The sequence below is a fragment of the Shinella sp. NM-101 genome, from assembly GCF_021401195.1.
GTDB lineage: Bacteria > Pseudomonadota > Alphaproteobacteria > Rhizobiales > Rhizobiaceae > Shinella.
Genome location: NZ_JACBFT010000010.1, coordinates 41965 through 58947, shown reverse-complemented (window position 1 = coordinate 58947; position 16983 = coordinate 41965). Strand labels below are relative to the sequence as shown.

The window sequence follows — 16983 nt, the reverse complement described above, 5'->3', positions numbered from 1 at the left end:
ATGAAAACCAATTCCACCGTCATCGTCGGCGAAGGCGCCAGGAAGGTCACCTTCGCGCAGACGGAGCGCTTCTCGCTGATCGCCGGCCCCTGCCAGATGGAAAGCCGCGACCATGCCTACATGATCGCCGGCACGCTCGCCGAGCTCTGCGAAAAGCTCGACATCGGTCTCGTCTACAAGTCGTCCTTCGACAAGGCGAACCGCACCTCGCTTTCCGGCAAGCGCGGCATCGGGCTTGACAAGGCGATGGAGATCTTCGCCGACCTCAAGAAGGATTTCGGCTTCCCGGTTCTGACCGACATCCACACGGAAGAGCAATGCGCCCTCGTCGCCGGGACGGTCGACATCCTGCAGATCCCGGCCTTCCTGTCGCGCCAGACGGACCTTCTCGTCGCCGCCGCCAATACCGGGCGCACGATCAACGTCAAGAAGGGCCAGTTCCTCGCGCCCTGGGACATGAAGAATGTGCTGGCGAAGTTCACCGAGAGCGGCAATCCGAACGTGCTGCTGTGCGAGCGCGGCGCCTCCTTCGGCTACAACACGCTCGTCTCGGATATGCGCGCGCTGCCGATCATGGCCGCGCTCGGCGCGCCCGTCGTGTTCGATGCCACCCATTCGGTGCAGCAGCCGGGCGGGCAGGGCGGTTCGTCCGGCGGGCAGCGTGAATTCGTCGAGACGCTGGCCCGGGCGGCGGTTGCCGTCGGCGTTGCCGGCCTCTTCATCGAGACGCACGAGGACCCGGACCATGCGCCCTCTGACGGGCCGAACATGGTGCATCTCAAGGACATGCCGCGGCTTCTCGAAAAGCTGCTCGCCTTTGACGCCATCGCCAAGGGCTGAGACTTCAAACGGATGACACGAAGACGTGCCATCCGTTTTTTCTGGCGCCCTCACGCCATTGTAATTTCCGCATGGTCGATTAAAAGTGGATTTTAATCGATTAATAAACCCCGAACCAGGACGATTTCCATGACTGCTATCATCGATATCATCGGCCGCGAGATTCTCGACAGCCGCGGCAACCCCACCGTCGAAGTGGACGTGCACCTCGAAGATGGCAGCTTCGGCCGCGCGGCCGTTCCCTCCGGCGCCTCAACCGGTGCGCATGAAGCCGTCGAACTGCGCGACGGCGGCAAGCGCTACCTCGGCAAGGGCGTCGAGAACGCCGTCGCCGCCGTCAACGGCGAGATCTTCGAAGCCATCGGCGGCCTCGATGCCGAAGACCAGATCCAGATCGACCAGACGATGATCGAGCTCGACGGCACGCCGAACAAGGCGCGCCTCGGCGCCAACGCCATCCTCGGCGTCTCGCTCGCCGTCGCCAAGGCCGCCGCGGAAGCCGCCAACCTGCCGCTCCACCGCTATGTCGGCGGCCCGAACGCCCGCGTCCTGCCGGTGCCGATGATGAACATCATCAATGGCGGCGCGCATGCCGACAACCCGATCGACTTCCAGGAATTCATGATCGTGCCGGTCGGCGCGGAAACCGTGCGCGACGCCGTGCGCATGGGCTCGGAAGTCTTCCACACGCTGAAGAAGCAGCTCGCTGCCGACGGCCACAATACCAATGTCGGCGACGAAGGCGGCTTCGCGCCGGGTCTGGCTTCGGCGCCCGCCGCCCTCGACTTCATCATGAAGTCCATCGAGAAGGCCGGCTACCGTCCGGGCGAGGACATGTTCATCGCGCTCGACTGCGCCTCGACGGAATTCTTCAAGGACGGCAAGTACGTGCTCGAAGGCGAGGGCCGCACGCTGGAGCCGGGCGCCATGGCCGACTACCTTGCGGAACTCACCGCCAGGTACCCGATCTTCTCGGTCGAGGACGGCATGGCGGAAGACGACTGGGATGGCTGGAAGGCGCTGACCGACAAGATCGGCAAGAAGGTTCAACTCGTCGGCGACGACCTCTTCGTCACCAATTCCGCGCGCCTGCGCGATGGCATCAAGATGGGGGTCGCCAACTCGATCCTCGTCAAGGTCAACCAGATCGGCTCGCTCTCCGAGACGCTCGACGCCGTCGAGACCGCACACAAGGCGAGCTACACCGCCGTCATGTCGCACCGCTCTGGCGAAACGGAAGACTCCACCATCGCGGATCTCGCCGTCGCCACCAACTGCGGCCAGATCAAGACCGGCTCGCTCGCCCGCTCCGACCGTACCGCCAAGTACAACCAGCTCATCCGCATCGAAGAGCAGCTTGGCACACAGGCCCGCTACGCCGGCCGCGGCATCCTGCGCGGCTGATCGAAAAACAGTTTCTCCGAAATGACGAAACCCGCGTCGCAGGACGCGGGTTTTGTTTTTTTCGGCCGGGCAGGACCACCGGCTTCCAGCCTCGATCGCCGGCTTCGGCCCGTCATGGTCAATGATCGGTTAACCCCTTGGTGCTAGTGTGAAATCCGTATTGCGTATCAGGGCACTTGCATGTGGACCAAACATCACAAGAAGCGGAAGTTCGGCCGGCTGACACTGCCGGTGATTACGGTCGCATTCCTTTCCTATTTCGGTTACCATTCCGTCCATGGCGATCTCGGCCTCAGGGGAATGGAGGAGTTCGAGCGGCAAAGGGTGGAGCGCCAGGCGCGGCTCGACGTGCTCGTGCGGCAGCGCCAGATCCTGGAAAAAGAGGTCGCCCTGATGAGCGACGGCTCGCTGGAACGCGACATGCTGGATGAAAAGGCGCGCTCGTATCTCAATATGTCGCGCGCCGACGAAATCGTGATTTTCCACTGAGATTGTCGATTAACCGAAATCAGGTTAATCGTAAATCCTTGTTATTATTCAATGGATTGTCGAGAATATAAGCCATGCATTTATGGCATTGCTGAGGCGGAATTTCTCCCCTATGGTTTCCGTCAAAGGCAAACATAGGGAGGAACGAATGGCTCCGCGTAAGACCGCGTCCACGTCCAGCCGCAAGACTGCGGCAAAGCCTGCAAAGAAAGATTTCAACGGCGGCACCATCGCCGACTTCTCCAAGGAAGACGACCTGAAGGCCTATCGCGAGATGCTGCTGATCCGGCGTTTCGAGGAAAAGGCCGGCCAGCTCTATGGCATGGGCTTCATCGGCGGCTTCTGTCACCTCTATATCGGCCAGGAAGCCGTCGTCGTCGGCATGCAGATGGCGCTGAAGGACGGCGACCAGGTCATCACCGGCTACCGTGACCACGGCCACATGCTGGCCTGCGGCATGAGCGCCCGGGGCGTGATGGCGGAACTGACCGGACGCCGCGGCGGCCTTTCCAAGGGCAAGGGCGGCTCCATGCACATGTTCTCCAAGGAGAAGAACTTCTACGGCGGCCACGGCATCGTCGGCGCGCAGGTCTCGCTCGGAACGGGCCTCGCCTTCGCCAACCGCTACCGCGGCAACGACAACGTCTCGCTCGCCTATTTCGGCGACGGCGCGGCCAACCAGGGCCAGGTCTACGAAAGCTTCAACATGGCGGCCCTCTGGAAGCTGCCGGTCATCTACATCATCGAGAACAACCGCTACGCCATGGGCACCGCCGTCTCGCGCGCCTCGGCCCAGACGGACTTCTCCCAGCGCGGCGCCTCCTTCGGCATTCCGGGCTACCAGGTCGACGGCATGGACGTGCGCGCGGTGAAGGCCGCCGCGGACGAGGCCGTCGAGCACTGCCGCTCCGGCAAGGGCCCGATCATCCTCGAAATGCTGACCTACCGCTACCGCGGCCACTCCATGTCGGACCCCGCCAAGTATCGCTCGAAGGACGAAGTGCAGAAGATGCGCTCGGAGCACGACCCGATCGAGCAGGTCCGCGCGCGTCTTCTCGAAAGAAAGTGGGCGAGCGAAGACGATCTCAAGCAGATCGACAAGGACGTCCGTGACATCGTCGCCGACAGCGCCGATTTCGCGCAGTCCGATCCGGAGCCGGATGTATCCGAACTCTACACCGACATCCTGCTGTAATCCGGGGAGGGACGAAAAATGCCAGTAGAAATTCTCATGCCCGCCCTGTCTCCGACCATGGAAGAGGGCACGCTTTCCAAATGGGTCAAGAACGAGGGCGACACCGTGAAGTCCGGCGACGTCATCGCCGAGATCGAAACCGACAAGGCCACGATGGAAGTCGAGGCCGTCGACGAGGGCGTGATCGGCAAGATCCTGATCCCGGCCGGCACCGAGGGCGTCAAGGTCAACACGGCGATCGCCGTGCTGCTTCAGGACGGCGAGAGCGCCGATGCCATGGCCGCGCCGAAGGCTGCCGAAAAGCCGGCCGAAGCCGCCGGCCCGAAGGTCGAGGAGGCTGAAAAGCCGACCCAGCAGGGGTCCGCTTCCGCGCCGGTTCCGGCCGCGCCGAAGACCGAAGTCGCCGCCGACCCGGACATTCCGGCCGGCACCGAAATGGTCGCGACGACCGTGCGCGAGGCGCTGCGCGACGCCATGGCCGAGGAAATGCGGCGCGACGACGACGTCTTCGTCATGGGCGAGGAAGTCGCCGAATACCAGGGCGCCTACAAGATCACGCAGGGTCTCCTCCAGGAATTCGGCCCCCGCCGCGTCATCGACACACCGATCACCGAGCATGGTTTCGGCGGCGTCGGCGTCGGTGCGGCGATGACCGGCCTCAAGCCGGTCGTCGAGTTCATGACCTTCAACTTCGCCATGCAGGCGATCGACCAGATCGTCAACTCGGCGGCCAAGACCCTCTACATGTCGGGCGGTCAGATGGGCGCGCCGATCGTCTTCCGCGGCCCGAGCGGCGCGGCGGCGCGCGTGGCCGCGCAGCATTCCCAGTGCTATGCCGCCTGGTACAGCCACATTCCGGGCCTCAAGGTCGTCATGCCCTATACGGCGGCCGACGCGAAGGGCCTCCTGAAGGCCGCCATCCGCGATCCGAACCCGATCATCTTCCTCGAGAACGAGATTCTCTACGGCCAGAGCTTCGAAGTGCCGAAGCTGGATGATTTCGTGCTGCCGATCGGCAAGGCGCGCATCCACAAGAAGGGCAACGACGCGACGGTCGTCTCCTTCGGCATCGGCATGACCTACGCGGTCAAGGCTGTCGCCGAGCTGGAGAAGGAAGGCATCGACGTCGAACTGATCGATCTTCGCACCATCCGCCCGATGGACCTGCCGACCGTCATCGAATCGGTCAGGAAGACCGGCCGCCTCGTCACCGTGGAGGAGGGCTACCCGCAGTCTTCCGTCGGCACCGAGATTGCGACCCGCGTCATGCAGCAGGCCTTCGACTATCTCGACGCGCCGATCCTGACGATCGCCGGCAAGGACGTCCCGATGCCCTATGCCGCGAATCTCGAAAAGCTCGCGCTGCCGAATGTCGGCGAAGTCGTCCAGGCGGTGAAGGCCGTCTGCTACAAGTAAGGGGAGGGCTGGGATATGCCGATCAACATTACGATGCCCGCCCTTTCGCCCACCATGGAAGAGGGCAATCTCGCCAAGTGGCTCGTCAAGGAAGGCGACACCGTGAAATCCGGTGACGTCATCGCCGAGATCGAGACCGACAAGGCGACGATGGAAGTCGAAGCCGTCGACGAAGGCGTTGTCGCCAAGATCGTCGTGCCGGCCGGCACGGAAGGCGTGAAGGTCAACAGCCTCATCGCCATCCTCGCCGCCGACGGCGAGGACGTGGCGGCCGCGGCCAGCGGCGGCGGTTCCGCCCCGAAGGCAGAGGCCAAGGCGCCGGAAGCCAAGGCCGAGGCGCCGAAGGAAGCGGAAAAGCCTGCTGCGCCTGCCGCCGCCCCGGCGGTATCCGTTGCGCGTGACAACGGATTCGTTGGCAATGCTTCGCCCCTTGCCCGCCGACTCGCAAAGGAAGCGGGCCTCGACATCAAGGCAATCTCGGGTTCCGGGCCGAATGGCCGCGTGATCAAGAGAGACATCGAGAAGGCCGTCGCTTCCGGCGGCGCCAAGCCCGCCGCCGCAGCCGCTCCGGCTGCTGCTGCAGCGCCCGCCGCCGCGCCGAAGGGCATGTCGGAAGACGCCGTGCTCAAGCTCTTCGACGAAGGCTCCTACGAGCTCGTGCCGCATGACGGCATGCGCAAGACCATCGCCAAGCGCCTGCAGGAATCCAAGCAGACGATCCCGCACTTCTACGTGTCGGTCGACGTGGAGCTCGACGCGCTGCTGGCGCTGCGCGCCCAGCTCAACGACAGCGCCCCGCGCAAGGAAGACAAGCCGGCCTACAAGCTCTCGGTCAACGACATGGTGATCAAGGCCATGGCGCTCGCGCTGCGCGACGTGCCTGATGCCAACGTCTCCTGGACCGAGACGAACATGGTCAAGCACAAGCATGCGGATGTCGGCGTCGCCGTCTCCATTCCGGGCGGCCTGATCACGCCGATCATCCGCAAGGCCGAGACCAAGACGCTGTCGGCCATCTCCAACGAGATGAAGGACCTCGGCAAGCGCGCCAAGGAACGCAAGCTGAAGCCCGAGGAATACCAGGGCGGCACGACCGCCGTCTCCAACATGGGCATGATGGGGGTCAAGAACTTCGCCGCCGTCGTCAACCCGCCGCATGCGACGATCCTGGCGGTCGGCGCGGGCGAGGAGCGGGTCGTCGTCAAGAAGGGCGAAATGGTGATCGTCAACGCGATGACCGTCACGCTCTCCACCGACCATCGCTGCGTCGATGGCGCGCTCGGCGCCGAGCTTCTCGGGGCCTTCAAGCGCTACATCGAGAATCCGATGGGCATGCTCGTCTGATCGCGGGGTGCGGCCATGAAGACGGTTCTGTGCTACGGCGACAGCCTGACCTGGGGTTACAACGCGGAAACGCTCGACCGGCATGCCTTCGAGGATCGCTGGCCGAGCGTTCTCGCCAGGGCCCTCGGGCCCGAGGTCACCGTGATCGCGGAAGGCCTCAACGGCCGCACCACCGCCTATGACGACCATCTGGCGGACTGCGACCGCAACGGCGCGCGCATCCTGCCGACGATCCTGCACAGCCACGACCCGATCGATCTCGTCATCCTCCTGCTCGGCGCCAACGACATGAAGCCGGCGGTCTGCGGGACGGCGTTCGGCGCGATGCAGGGCATGGAGCGGCTGGTCTCGCTGGTGCGCCACCATGCCTGGCCGTTCGACGCCCAGGAGGGGCCGGAGGTGCTGATCGTCTCGCCGCCGCCGCTCTGCGAGACCGCGAACACCGCCTTTGCGGCGATGTTCGCCGGCGGCGTCGAGCAGTCTTCCATGCTGGCGACGCTCTATGCGGACCTTGCGGACGAAACCGGCTGCGGTTTCTTCGACGCGGGCTCGGTTGCCGAGACGACGCCGCTCGACGGCGTGCATCTCGACGTACGGAACACGCGGGCGGTCGGCAAGGGGCTGGAGCCGGTCGTGCGCATGATGCTCGGGATTTGACCGGGATCAAGGAGTGAAGGTGCGGGAGAGCTAGGCTGTCATCATCAACCCCAGGAAGGAGATGGACATGCCGAACACCCCGCACCAACTGGCAGAGGAATTTCCGGAACACGTCGCCACGATTCGCCACCTGCGCGAGGTCGATGGCCACTTCCACCGGATTTCCGAGGAATACCAGGCCGTGAATCTCGCCATTCACCGCGCCGAGACGGACATCGAGCCGGCCGACGACTTCCACATGGCGAACATGCGGAAGGAGCGGATGCGGCTCAAGGATGAAATCTACGGGATGCTCACGCGGCCGGAAAAGGTCGAGGACATTCCCTGAGGGCCGGGCTTTCCGCTCCTCTTCATGCCGCGCCGGAGGCCAGCCCTCCGGCTGCGGCGCACGAGAACAACAGAGGAGTGGAAGCGCTCATGTCGAATGCCTACGACGTCATCATCATCGGCTCCGGCCCCGGCGGCTATATCGCGGCGATCCGCGCCGCCCAGCTCGGCCTGAAGACGGCCATCGTCGAGCGCGAGCACCTCGCCGGCATCTGCTCCAACTGGGGCTGCATCCCGACCAAGGCGCTGCTGCGCTCGGCGGAGATCTTCCACTATGCCCGGCATCCGGGCGATTACGGCGTGAAGATCGACGGCACGGTGACGGCGGACCTTGCCGCCATCGTCGCCCGCTCGCGCGGCATCGCCCAGCGCATGAATGCGGGCGTCGGCTTCCTGATGAAGAAGAACAAGGTCGACATCATCTGGGGCGAGGCCAAGCTGACGAAGCCCGGCGAGATCGTGGTGTCCAGGACGACCAAGGCGATCCAGCAGCCGCAGGCGCCGCTGCCGAAGACCGTGCTGCCCGAGGGCACCTACACGGCCAAGCACATCGTCATCGCCACCGGCGCGCGCCCGCGCGCCCTGCCGGGCATCGAGCCTGATGGCAAGCTGATCTGGACCTATTTCGAGGCGATGAAGCCTGAGGCGCTGCCGAAGTCGCTGCTCGTCATGGGCTCGGGCGCCATCGGCATCGAGTTCGCCTCCTTCTACCGCACGCTCGGCGTCGAGGTGACGGTCGTCGAGGTGATGAAGACGGTGATGCCGGTCGAGGACGCGGAGATCTCGGCGCTCGCCAAGAAGCAGTTCGAGAAGCAGGGCATGAAGATCCATCTGGAGGCCAAGGTCGCCAGGGTGGAGAAGGGCGCCAATTCCATCACCGCCCATGTCGAGATGAAGGACGGCAAGGTCGAGAAGATCACCGCCGACCGGATGATCTCCGCCGTCGGCGTGCAGGCGAACATCGAGACGATCGGCCTGGAAGCGCTCGGCGTGAAGACCGACCGCGGCTTCATCGCCATCGACGGCTACGGCAGGACGAACGTTCCGGGCCTTTACGCCATCGGCGATGTCGCCGGTCCCCCGATGCTCGCCCACAAGGCCGAGCACGAGGCCGTCATCTGCATCGAGAAGATCGCCGGCCTGCCGAACGTCCACCCGATGGACAAGTCGAAGATCCCCGGCTGCACCTATTGCCACCCGCAGGTCGCCTCGGTGGGCCTGACGGAAGCCAAGGCCAAGGAGCAGGGCCGCGACATCCGCGTCGGCCGCTTCCCCTTCGTCGCCAACGGCAAGGCCATTGCGCTGGGCGAGGACCAGGGCCTCGTCAAGACGATCTTCGACAGGAAGACCGGCGAACTGCTCGGCGCCCATCTCGTCGGCGCGGAAGTGACCGAGCTCATCCAGGGCTTTGTCATCGCCATGAACCTGGAGACGACGGAGGAGGAGCTGATGCACACGATCTTCCCGCACCCGACGATCTCCGAGACGCTGAAGGAAAGCGTGCTGGATGCCTATGGGCGTGCATTGAACGCCTGAACGTGCTAGAGCCCGCCTCCACATGAGGCGGGCCCGGCTTGCTGCGAAAAGTGCCGCAAACTTCTCTTTCGTCATGGTCGGGCTTGACCCGACCATCCATAAGCGCTGGCGATAGTCGAGGGCAGGGCGGTTTGACAAAGGCGGGACCCTGCCTCCAGATGAGGCGGACGTTTCGAAATTCGGGTCCGCAAGACGGGCGACAGCGTCCGCAGGAAAGTGGATAGACATGGTCACCATTCTCGACCGCACCAATCTCGACCCCGAAGCCAAGCGGGTGCGCCATCCGGAAAAGGCCAACCGGCCGGACACGGAAGTGCTGCGCAAGCCGGAATGGATCCGCGTCAAGGCGCCGGTCTCCAAAGGCTACCAGGAGACGCGCGATCTGGTGCGCTCCCACAAGCTGGTCACGGTCTGCGAGGAGGCGGGCTGCCCGAATATCGGCGAGTGCTGGGACAAGAAGCACGCCACCTTCATGATCATGGGCGAGATCTGTACCCGCGCCTGCGCCTTCTGCAACGTGGCGACGGGCAAGCCCAATGCACTCGACATGGAAGAGCCGGAAAACGTCGCCAAGGCCGTCCGGCAGATGGGCCTGTCGCACGTCGTCATCACCTCGGTGGACCGTGACGATCTGGAAGACGGCGGCGCCGAGCATTTCGAGAAGGTGATCTTCGCGATCCGCGCCGCGTCCCCCGCAACGACCATCGAAATCCTGACGCCGGACTTCCTGAAGAAGCCGGGCGCGCTGGAGCGCGTGGTCGCCGCCAAGCCCGACGTCTTCAACCACAACATGGAGACCGTGCCCGGCAATTACCTGACGGTGCGTCCCGGCGCACGCTATTTCCACTCTGTCCGCCTGTTGCAGCGCGTGAAGGAACTGGACCCGACCATGTTCACCAAGTCGGGCATCATGGTGGGCCTCGGCGAGGAGCGCAACGAGGTGCTCCAGCTCATGGACGACCTCAGGACCGCCGACGTCGACTTCCTGACGATCGGCCAGTATCTCCAGCCAACCCGCAAGCACCACAAGGTCGACCGCTTCGTGACGCCGGAGGAGTTCAAGTCCTACGAGACCGTTGCCTACACCAAGGGCTTCCTGATGGTCTCCTCCAGCCCGCTGACGCGTTCCTCGCACCATGCCGGCGACGACTTCGCCCGCCTGCGCGCCGCCCGCGAGCGCAAGCTTCTCGCCGCAGCGGAATAGACTTTTCCGCCGGCCTCCTTTAAGCCCCGCAGTCCTGCCCGACGGCGGGGTTTTCGTTTCGGAGGTGGCGATGACGATGACGATCGAGGACGCGGCGCAGCGTTTGAAGACCGCGGAGCGCGTGCTGGTGATCGGCTGCTCGGGCAGCGGCAAGAGCACGCTGGCGCTGAGGCTCGCCGGCCGGCTCGGCCTGCCTTACGTCTCGATGGACCGCGAGATCTTCTGGCTGCCGGGCTGGCAGCCGCGGCCGCGCGCGGAAGCATTGGCGCGTCTTGAGGAGATCGTCGCGGGCGAGCGCTGGATCATCGACGGCACAAGTCCCGGCACCCTGGCGCTGCGCCTGCCGCGGACCCATCTGGTTCTCTGGCTTCGCCCGCCGCGCTTGACGTCGCTCTACGGTGTGATTTCCCGCTGGCTGCGCTATCGCGGGCGTTCGCGGCCGGAAATGGCCGACGATTGCCCGGAGAAGATCGACCGCGAATTCCTGGCCTACATCTGGAATTTCGAGGAGACGGAAAGCCCCGAGATCGAGGAGAATCTTGCGGCATTTGGACCGGACGTGCCGGTTTGCGTGTTGAAATCGCGGCGTGAGAACGACCGGCTACTTGCAAGATTTGCCGCGGTTCATTAGCTCTCGGCCATGCCCCAGTTCGAAACCCGCAGACCCGTTCCTCATACGCCCGAGCAGATGTACGCCCTCGTCGCCGATGTCGAGCGCTACCCGGAGTTCCTGCCGCTCTGCGAGGGGCTGGCGGTGCGCTCGCGCAAGGAACGGGACGGCAAGGAGCTGCTCGTCGCCGACATGACCGTCGGCTACAAGGCGATCCGCGAGACCTTCACCACACAGGTGCTGCTGAGCCGGACGGAGCGGGCGATCGACGTCAAGTATATCGACGGGCCGTTCCGCTATCTCGACAACCGCTGGCGCTTCGAGCCGTTGCCGGACGGCGGCTGCTCCGTGCATTTCTTCATCGACTACGAGTTCAAGAGCCGCATCCTGGGCGCGCTGATGGGCTCGATGTTCGACCGCGCCTTCCGCATGTTCACCGAGGCCTTCGAGAAGCGCGCGGCGGCGATCTATGGCGGCGCGTCAATCGGCTGACAGTTCGACCAGCATTTCCAGCGCGGTTCGCACGGTCGCAAGCCGCACGGCGCTGCGGCCGATATCGCCGTAGCGCATTTCCCGGTGCAGCGTTTCGCGTCCCTTGCGCGCGGCAGCGAGGTGCACGAGGCCGACCGGCTTCTCGCCGGAACCGCCCCCCGGCCCGGCAATGCCGGTGACGGCGACGGAAATGTCAGCGTTCGAATGAAGGAGGGCGCCTTCGGCCATCTCCAGCGCCGTGGGGCGCGAGACGGCGCCGTGGGCCTCGAGCGTCTCGCCCGAAACGCCGATCATCTGCTGCTTCGCGGCGTTGGAATAGGTCACGAAGCCGCGGTCGAAGGCGTTGGAGGAGCCGGCGATCTCGGTGATGGCGCCGGCAATGAGGCCGGCCGTACAGGATTCGGCGGTGGCGATCGTCAGCCCGCGCGCGGAAAAGTCGGTGACGATCCGCCGGGCCGTGTCCTCGATGTCCTCGGGCCAGATGCTCATGCCTCGCTCCCCTTGTAGACTACGGTTGCCGTGGCGATCGCGGCGATGCCCTCGCGTCGCCCGATGAAGCCGATTTTCTCGTTGGTCGTCGCCTTCACCGAGCAGCGGTCGAGGGCGATGCCGAGGAATTCCGCAAGATTGCGGCGCATGGCCTCGCGGTGCGGCCCGACCTTCGGCGCCTCGGCGATGAGCGAGACGTCGGCATTCATGATCGTGCCGCCCCTTTCGCGCACGATGGCTGCCGCATGTTCGAGGAAGATGCGGGAGGCCGCGCCCTTCCATTGCGGATCGGAGGGCGGGAAATGGTCGCCGATGTCGCCCGCGCCGCAGGTGGCGAGCAGGGCGTCCGTCAAGGCGTGCAGGGCGACGTCGGCATCCGAATGGCCTGACAGCTTCTGGTCGTGCGCGATGAACAGGCCGCAGAGCGTCACGCCGTCGCCCTCCATGAGCTGGTGCACGTCGTAGCCGTTGCCGGTGCGAACGTCGGGAAGCCCGTGGGAAAGGCGCTGGTCGGCCATGGCGAGATCCTTCTGCAGGGTGAGCTTGACGTTGCCGGCGCCGCCTTCGACGAGGTGGACGCGCACCCCGGCCCATTCGGCGATCGCGGCGTCGTCGGTGAAATCCGTACGGGCGGAGGCCGCTGCTCGGCGATGCGCCTCCAGGATGGTCTGAAAGTGGAAGGACTGCGGCGTCTGCGCCGCGAAAAGGCCGGAGCGGGAGACCGTTTCGGCGACATTGCCGTTGGCATCCGCCCGTTTCAGCGTGTCCGCGACGGCGACGGCGGGCAGGACCGCGCGCGCGCCGTGGTGGAAGGCGGTGAGGGTGCGCTCCAGGATGGCCGGCTCGACGAAGGGGCGCACGGCATCCTGGATGAGCACATGGCTGATCTCGTCTGCGGCAAGGGCTTCCAGCCCCGCGAGCACGGACTGCTGGCGCGTCGGCCCGCCGTGCACGACGATCAGGCGGTCGCCGGCGGGCAGGGCGGCGGCGCGGGCGGCCTCCAGCAGCGCCTCGTCATCGGGATGAATCACGACGACGATACACTTGGCGTGCGGCCAATTGACAAAGAGATCGAGCGTATGGGAGATCACCGGCCTTCCGCCGATGCGGCGGTACTGCTTGGGGCCGTCGGCATGGCTGCCTGCCCGCTCGCCGCGCCCGGCGGCAACGATCACAACCCCGCAGGATAGCGCATTTTCCGCCAGCATCTCGGTTCCACATCTCCATTTCAAAGCGTTTTGGGGTGGTTTAGCCGGAAGGATGACGCAATTCCAGCGCTCTTCGGAAAATTGCGGGCCGGCATGATTGCGGCTTGGCAAGAACGATAACTATGGCTAAAAATAGTGCAAAGACATGACGTGCTTGAAAGATAAGCAATTGGCGATCCCCAACCTGTCGGCGCCGCTGGCGATCGGCTCACAGACCTTGCGAAACCGGGTGGTGCTGGCGCCGATGTCCGGCGTCACGGACCTTCCGTTCCGCGATCTCGCCTGGCGTTTCGGCGCGGGCCTCGTGGTCACGGAAATGGTGGCGAGCCGCGAACTGGCGCTGAACGCGCGGGAAAGCTGGTCGCGCATCCGCAATTGCGGCATCCGCCCGCATATGGTGCAGCTCGCCGGGCGCGAGGCGCACTGGATGGCGGAGGCGGCGCGCATCGCTGAAGGCGAGGGTGCCGACATCATCGACATCAACATGGGCTGCCCGGCCAAGAAGGTGATCGGCGGCTATTCCGGCTCCGCGCTGATGCGTGATCCCGACCACGCGCTCGGCCTGATCGAGGCGACCGTCAACGCCGTGAAGGTGCCGGTGACGGTGAAGATGCGGCTCGGCTGGGACCATGATTCGCTGAATGCTCCGCATATCGCCGCCCGCGCCGAGGCGGCGGGCGCGGCGATGATCACCGTGCACGGCCGCACCCGCATGCAGTTCTACGAGGGCAGGGCGGATTGGGACGCGATCCGTGCCGTGCGCGATGTCCTCTCCATTCCGCTCATCGCCAACGGCGATGTCGATACCGCAGAGGACGCACTGGAAATCCTCCGCCGCTCGGGAGCGGATGCCGTGATGGTCGGCCGTTCCGCGCAGGGCAGGCCGTGGCACCCGGCCGTGCTGGCGGGGGCATGCGCGCATCCCTCCGTGGAAGAGGTCGCGGCGACAGCGGTCGAGCACTACCGCATGATGCTCGATTTCTACGGCATCGAGGCGGGCCTGCGCCATGCGCGCAAACATGTCGGCTGGTATCTGGAGCGCTTTGCGACCGGCCTTGCCGGCGCGGCGAAGGCCGAGATCATGACGGCGCGCGACAGCGATTTCGTCGCCGGCCGCCTGGCGGAGGCGATCCTTTCGGGCGAGGCATCGAAGCTGGGAGAAGCCGCATGACCGGCAGGCCGGCAGACCCCAACGCCGCGCGGGCGCCGGAACTGGCGCTCGCCGTGCTCAACGCCATCCAGAACCCGGTGATCCTGGTCGATGTGAACGGGCTGATCGCCTTCGCCAACTGGGAGGCCGAATCCTTCTTCGGGGCGAGCGCAAGCCATCTCGCCCGCCACGACGTCTCGACCTTCATTCCCTTCGGCAGCCCGCTCCTGACGCTGATCGACCAGGTGCGCGAGCGCAAGGCTCCCGTCAGCGAGTATCGCGTGGATTTGAGCTCGCCGCGGCTCGGCGCCGAAAAGCTGGTCGACATCTACGTGGCGCCCGTCACCACCGACCCGGGTTCCGTGGTCGTGGTGATCCAGGAGCGCTCGATGGCGGACAAGATCGACCGCCAGCTCACCCACCGCACCGCCGCCCGTTCCGTGACCGGTCTCGCCTCCATGCTGGCACACGAGATCAAGAACCCGCTCTCGGGCATCCGCGGCGCGGCGCAGCTTCTGGAAACCTCCGTCATCGACGAGGACCGGGCGCTGACGCGCCTCATCTGCGACGAGACCGACCGCATCGTCTCGCTGGTCGACCGCATGGAGGTGTTCTCCGACGAGCGGCCGGTCGATCGCGTGCCCGTCAACATCCATTCCGTCCTCGACCATGTGAAGGCCGTCGCGAAGGCGGGCTTTGCCCGCAATATCAAGATCAGCGAGCTCTACGACCCCTCGCTGCCGCCGGTCTATGCCAACAGGGACCAGCTCGTGCAGGTGTTCCTGAACCTCGTCAAGAATGCCGCGGAGGCGATCGGCGACCGGCCGGACGGCGAAATCCAGCTCACCACGGCATACCGGCCCGGCATCCGGCTTTCGGTCGCCGGCACGCGGGAGAAGATTTCCCTGCCGCTGGAATTCTGCGTGCACGACAACGGCCCGGGCGTTCCGGCGGACCTGCTGCCGCATCTCTTCGATCCCTTCATCACCACCAAGACCAACGGTTCCGGCCTCGGCCTTGCGCTGGTCGCCAAGATCATCGGCGGCCACGGCGGCATCGTCGAATGCGACAGCCAGGGCGCCCGGACCACCTTCCGCGTGCTGATGCCGGCCTCCCGCGGCGTCAGTGAAGACGACGACTATCCCAAGACCAAAGGACATAATTGATGACAGGCGCCACAGTCCTCGTTGCCGATGACGATGCCGCGATCCGCACCGTGCTCAACCAGGCCCTGAGCCGCGCGGGTTATGACGTGCGGATCACCTCCAATGCAGCGACCCTGTGGCGCTGGATCGCCGCCGGCGAGGGCGACATCGTCGTGACCGACGTCGTCATGCCGGACGAGAACGCCTTCGACCTGCTGCCGCGCATCAAGAAGGCGCGGCCCGACCTGCCGGTGCTCGTCATGAGCGCGCAGAACACCTTCATGACGGCGATCAAGGCCTCGGAGAAGGGCGCCTACGACTACCTGCCGAAACCCTTCGACCTCACCGAACTGATCGCCATCATCGGCAGGGCGCTGTCCGAGCCGAAGCGCAAGCCGGCGCGCCTCGACGACGACACGCAGGACGGAATGCCGCTCGTCGGCCGCTCGGCGGCCATGCAGGAAATCTACCGCGTGCTCGCCCGCCTGATGCAGACGGACCTGACGCTGATGATCACCGGCGAATCGGGCACCGGCAAGGAGCTCGTCGCCCGCGCGCTGCACGACTACGGCAAGCGCCGCAACGGCCCCTTCGTCGCCATCAACATGGCGGCGATCCCGCGCGACCTCATCGAATCGGAACTCTTCGGCCACGAGAAGGGCGCCTTCACCGGCGCGCAGACCCGCTCCACCGGCCGTTTCGAGCAGGCCGAGGGCGGCACGCTCTTCCTCGACGAGATCGGCGACATGCCAATGGACGCGCAGACCCGGCTTCTGCGCGTGCTCCAGCAGGGCGAGTACACCACCGTGGGCGGCCGCACGCCGATCCGCACCGATGTCCGCATCGTCGCCGCGACCAACAAGGACCTGAAGCAGTCGATCAACCAGGGCCTTTTCCGCGAGGACCTCTACTACCGCCTCAATGTCGTGCCGCTGCGCCTGCCGCCGCTGCGCGACCGGGCGGAGGACATTCCCGATCTCGTGCGCCATTTCGTGCAGCAGGCGGAGAAGGAGGGGCTTGACGCCAAGCGCTTCGACCAGGAGGCGCTGGAGCTGATGAAGGCGCATCCCTGGCCGGGCAACGTGCGCGAACTGGAAAACGTCGTGCGCCGGCTCACCGCCCTCTATCCGCAGGACATCATCACCCGCGAGATCATCGAGGCGGAGCTGCGCGCCGACATTCCCGACAGCCCCATCGAAAAGGCCGTCACGCGGTCCGGCTCGCTGTCGATCTCGCAGGCCGTGGAAGAGAACATGCGGCAGTATTTCGCAAGCTTCGGCGACGGCCTGCCGCCTCCCGGCCTCTACGAGCGCGTGCTCGCCGAGATGGAATATCCGCTGATTCTCGCCGCGCTCACGGCCACCCGCGGCAACCAGATCAAGGCCGCCGACCTCCTCGGTCTCAACCGCAACACGCTGCGCAAGAAAATTCGCGAGCTGGGTGTATCTGTGTATAGAAGTTCCCGTTCCGCTTGACT

The 16983-nt window shown here is 65.3% G+C and carries 17 protein-coding genes; 15 read left to right on the top strand and 2 right to left on the bottom strand.

Translation table 11 applies throughout. The features are described from left to right. From kdsA to L0976_RS18560, 12 genes are all read left to right on the top strand, one after another. Positions 1-840 carry a 3-deoxy-8-phosphooctulonate synthase gene (kdsA, locus tag L0976_RS18615; RefSeq protein ID WP_234188764.1) on the top strand — a complete coding sequence of 280 codons (840 nt, stop codon included), beginning with the start codon at positions 1-3 and terminating at the stop codon, positions 838-840. Positions 841-969: 129 nt separating this feature from the next. Continuing rightward, positions 970-2244 (top strand): phosphopyruvate hydratase, encoded by a 1275-nt coding sequence (gene eno, locus L0976_RS18610; protein WP_234188763.1) that lies wholly within the window; start codon positions 970-972, stop codon positions 2242-2244. Between the two features lie 180 nt (positions 2245-2424). Beyond that, positions 2425-2733 carry a septum formation initiator family protein gene (locus L0976_RS18605; protein WP_119256283.1) on the top strand — a complete coding sequence of 103 codons (309 nt, stop codon included), beginning with the start codon at positions 2425-2427 and terminating at the stop codon, positions 2731-2733. Between the two features lie 148 nt (positions 2734-2881). Continuing rightward, entirely contained in the window at positions 2882-3928 is a 1047-nt protein-coding gene (gene pdhA, locus L0976_RS18600) for a pyruvate dehydrogenase (acetyl-transferring) E1 component subunit alpha (RefSeq protein WP_203318823.1), read from the top strand. A gap of 18 nt (positions 3929-3946) precedes the next feature. Beyond that, complete coding sequence (locus L0976_RS18595; RefSeq protein WP_234188762.1) at positions 3947-5344, top strand: pyruvate dehydrogenase complex E1 component subunit beta; 1398 nt, start codon at positions 3947-3949, stop codon at positions 5342-5344. Positions 5345-5359: 15 nt separating this feature from the next. Continuing rightward, positions 5360-6688 carry a pyruvate dehydrogenase complex dihydrolipoamide acetyltransferase gene (locus L0976_RS18590; RefSeq protein ID WP_234188761.1) on the top strand — a complete coding sequence of 443 codons (1329 nt, stop codon included), beginning with the start codon at positions 5360-5362 and terminating at the stop codon, positions 6686-6688. 15 nt (positions 6689-6703) lie between these two features. Beyond that, positions 6704-7345, top strand: a complete 642-nt coding sequence (locus tag L0976_RS18585; protein WP_234188760.1) for an SGNH/GDSL hydrolase family protein — start codon at positions 6704-6706, stop codon at positions 7343-7345. Between the two features lie 67 nt (positions 7346-7412). Next, the gene (locus L0976_RS18580; protein WP_234188759.1) at positions 7413-7673 is read left to right on the top strand and encodes a YdcH family protein; all 261 of its coding nucleotides are present in this window, start codon (positions 7413-7415) and stop codon (positions 7671-7673) included. 89 nt (positions 7674-7762) lie between these two features. Beyond that, the gene (gene lpdA, locus L0976_RS18575; RefSeq protein ID WP_234188758.1) at positions 7763-9208 is read left to right on the top strand and encodes a dihydrolipoyl dehydrogenase; all 1446 of its coding nucleotides are present in this window, start codon (positions 7763-7765) and stop codon (positions 9206-9208) included. A 226-nt stretch (positions 9209-9434) separates the two neighbouring features. After that, a complete protein-coding gene (lipA, locus tag L0976_RS18570; protein ID WP_234188756.1) occupies positions 9435-10412 on the top strand; it encodes a lipoyl synthase in 978 nt (325 codons plus the stop codon). Positions 10413-10482: 70 nt separating this feature from the next. After that, entirely contained in the window at positions 10483-11043 is a 561-nt protein-coding gene (locus L0976_RS18565; RefSeq protein ID WP_234188755.1) for an AAA family ATPase, read from the top strand. 9 nt (positions 11044-11052) lie between these two features. Then, positions 11053-11514 carry a type II toxin-antitoxin system RatA family toxin gene (locus L0976_RS18560; protein ID WP_203318831.1) on the top strand — a complete coding sequence of 154 codons (462 nt, stop codon included), beginning with the start codon at positions 11053-11055 and terminating at the stop codon, positions 11512-11514. On the opposite strand, the gene L0976_RS18555 is transcribed toward L0976_RS18560, so the two are convergent. Further along, the gene (locus tag L0976_RS18555; protein ID WP_234188754.1) at positions 11503-12003 is read right to left on the bottom strand and encodes a CinA family protein; all 501 of its coding nucleotides are present in this window, start codon (positions 12001-12003) and stop codon (positions 11503-11505) included. The genes L0976_RS18560 and L0976_RS18555 overlap by 12 nt on opposite strands. Then, positions 12000-13211, bottom strand: coding sequence for a bifunctional 2-C-methyl-D-erythritol 4-phosphate cytidylyltransferase/2-C-methyl-D-erythritol 2,4-cyclodiphosphate synthase (locus tag L0976_RS18550; protein WP_234188753.1), 1212 nt, complete (start codon positions 13209-13211; stop codon positions 12000-12002). The genes L0976_RS18555 and L0976_RS18550 overlap by 4 nt, the downstream gene beginning before the upstream one ends. 145 nt (positions 13212-13356) lie before the next feature. Here L0976_RS18550 and dusB point away from each other — a divergent pair, with 145 nt between their 5' ends. Genes dusB through ntrC form a run of 3 tightly spaced genes read left to right on the top strand, consistent with a single transcriptional unit; the run spans position 13357 to position 16981 of the window. Continuing rightward, positions 13357-14382, top strand: a complete 1026-nt coding sequence (gene dusB / locus L0976_RS18545; protein ID WP_234188752.1) for a tRNA dihydrouridine synthase DusB — start codon at positions 13357-13359, stop codon at positions 14380-14382. After that, entirely contained in the window at positions 14379-15527 is a 1149-nt protein-coding gene (locus L0976_RS18540; RefSeq protein WP_234188751.1) for a nitrogen regulation protein NR(II), read from the top strand. Before dusB ends, L0976_RS18540 begins: the two co-directional genes overlap by 4 nt. Further along, a complete protein-coding gene (gene ntrC / locus L0976_RS18535) occupies positions 15527-16981 on the top strand; it encodes a nitrogen regulation protein NR(I) (protein WP_234188750.1) in 1455 nt (484 codons plus the stop codon). Before L0976_RS18540 ends, ntrC begins: the two co-directional genes overlap by 1 nt. Positions 16982-16983: the final 2 nt, after the last annotated feature.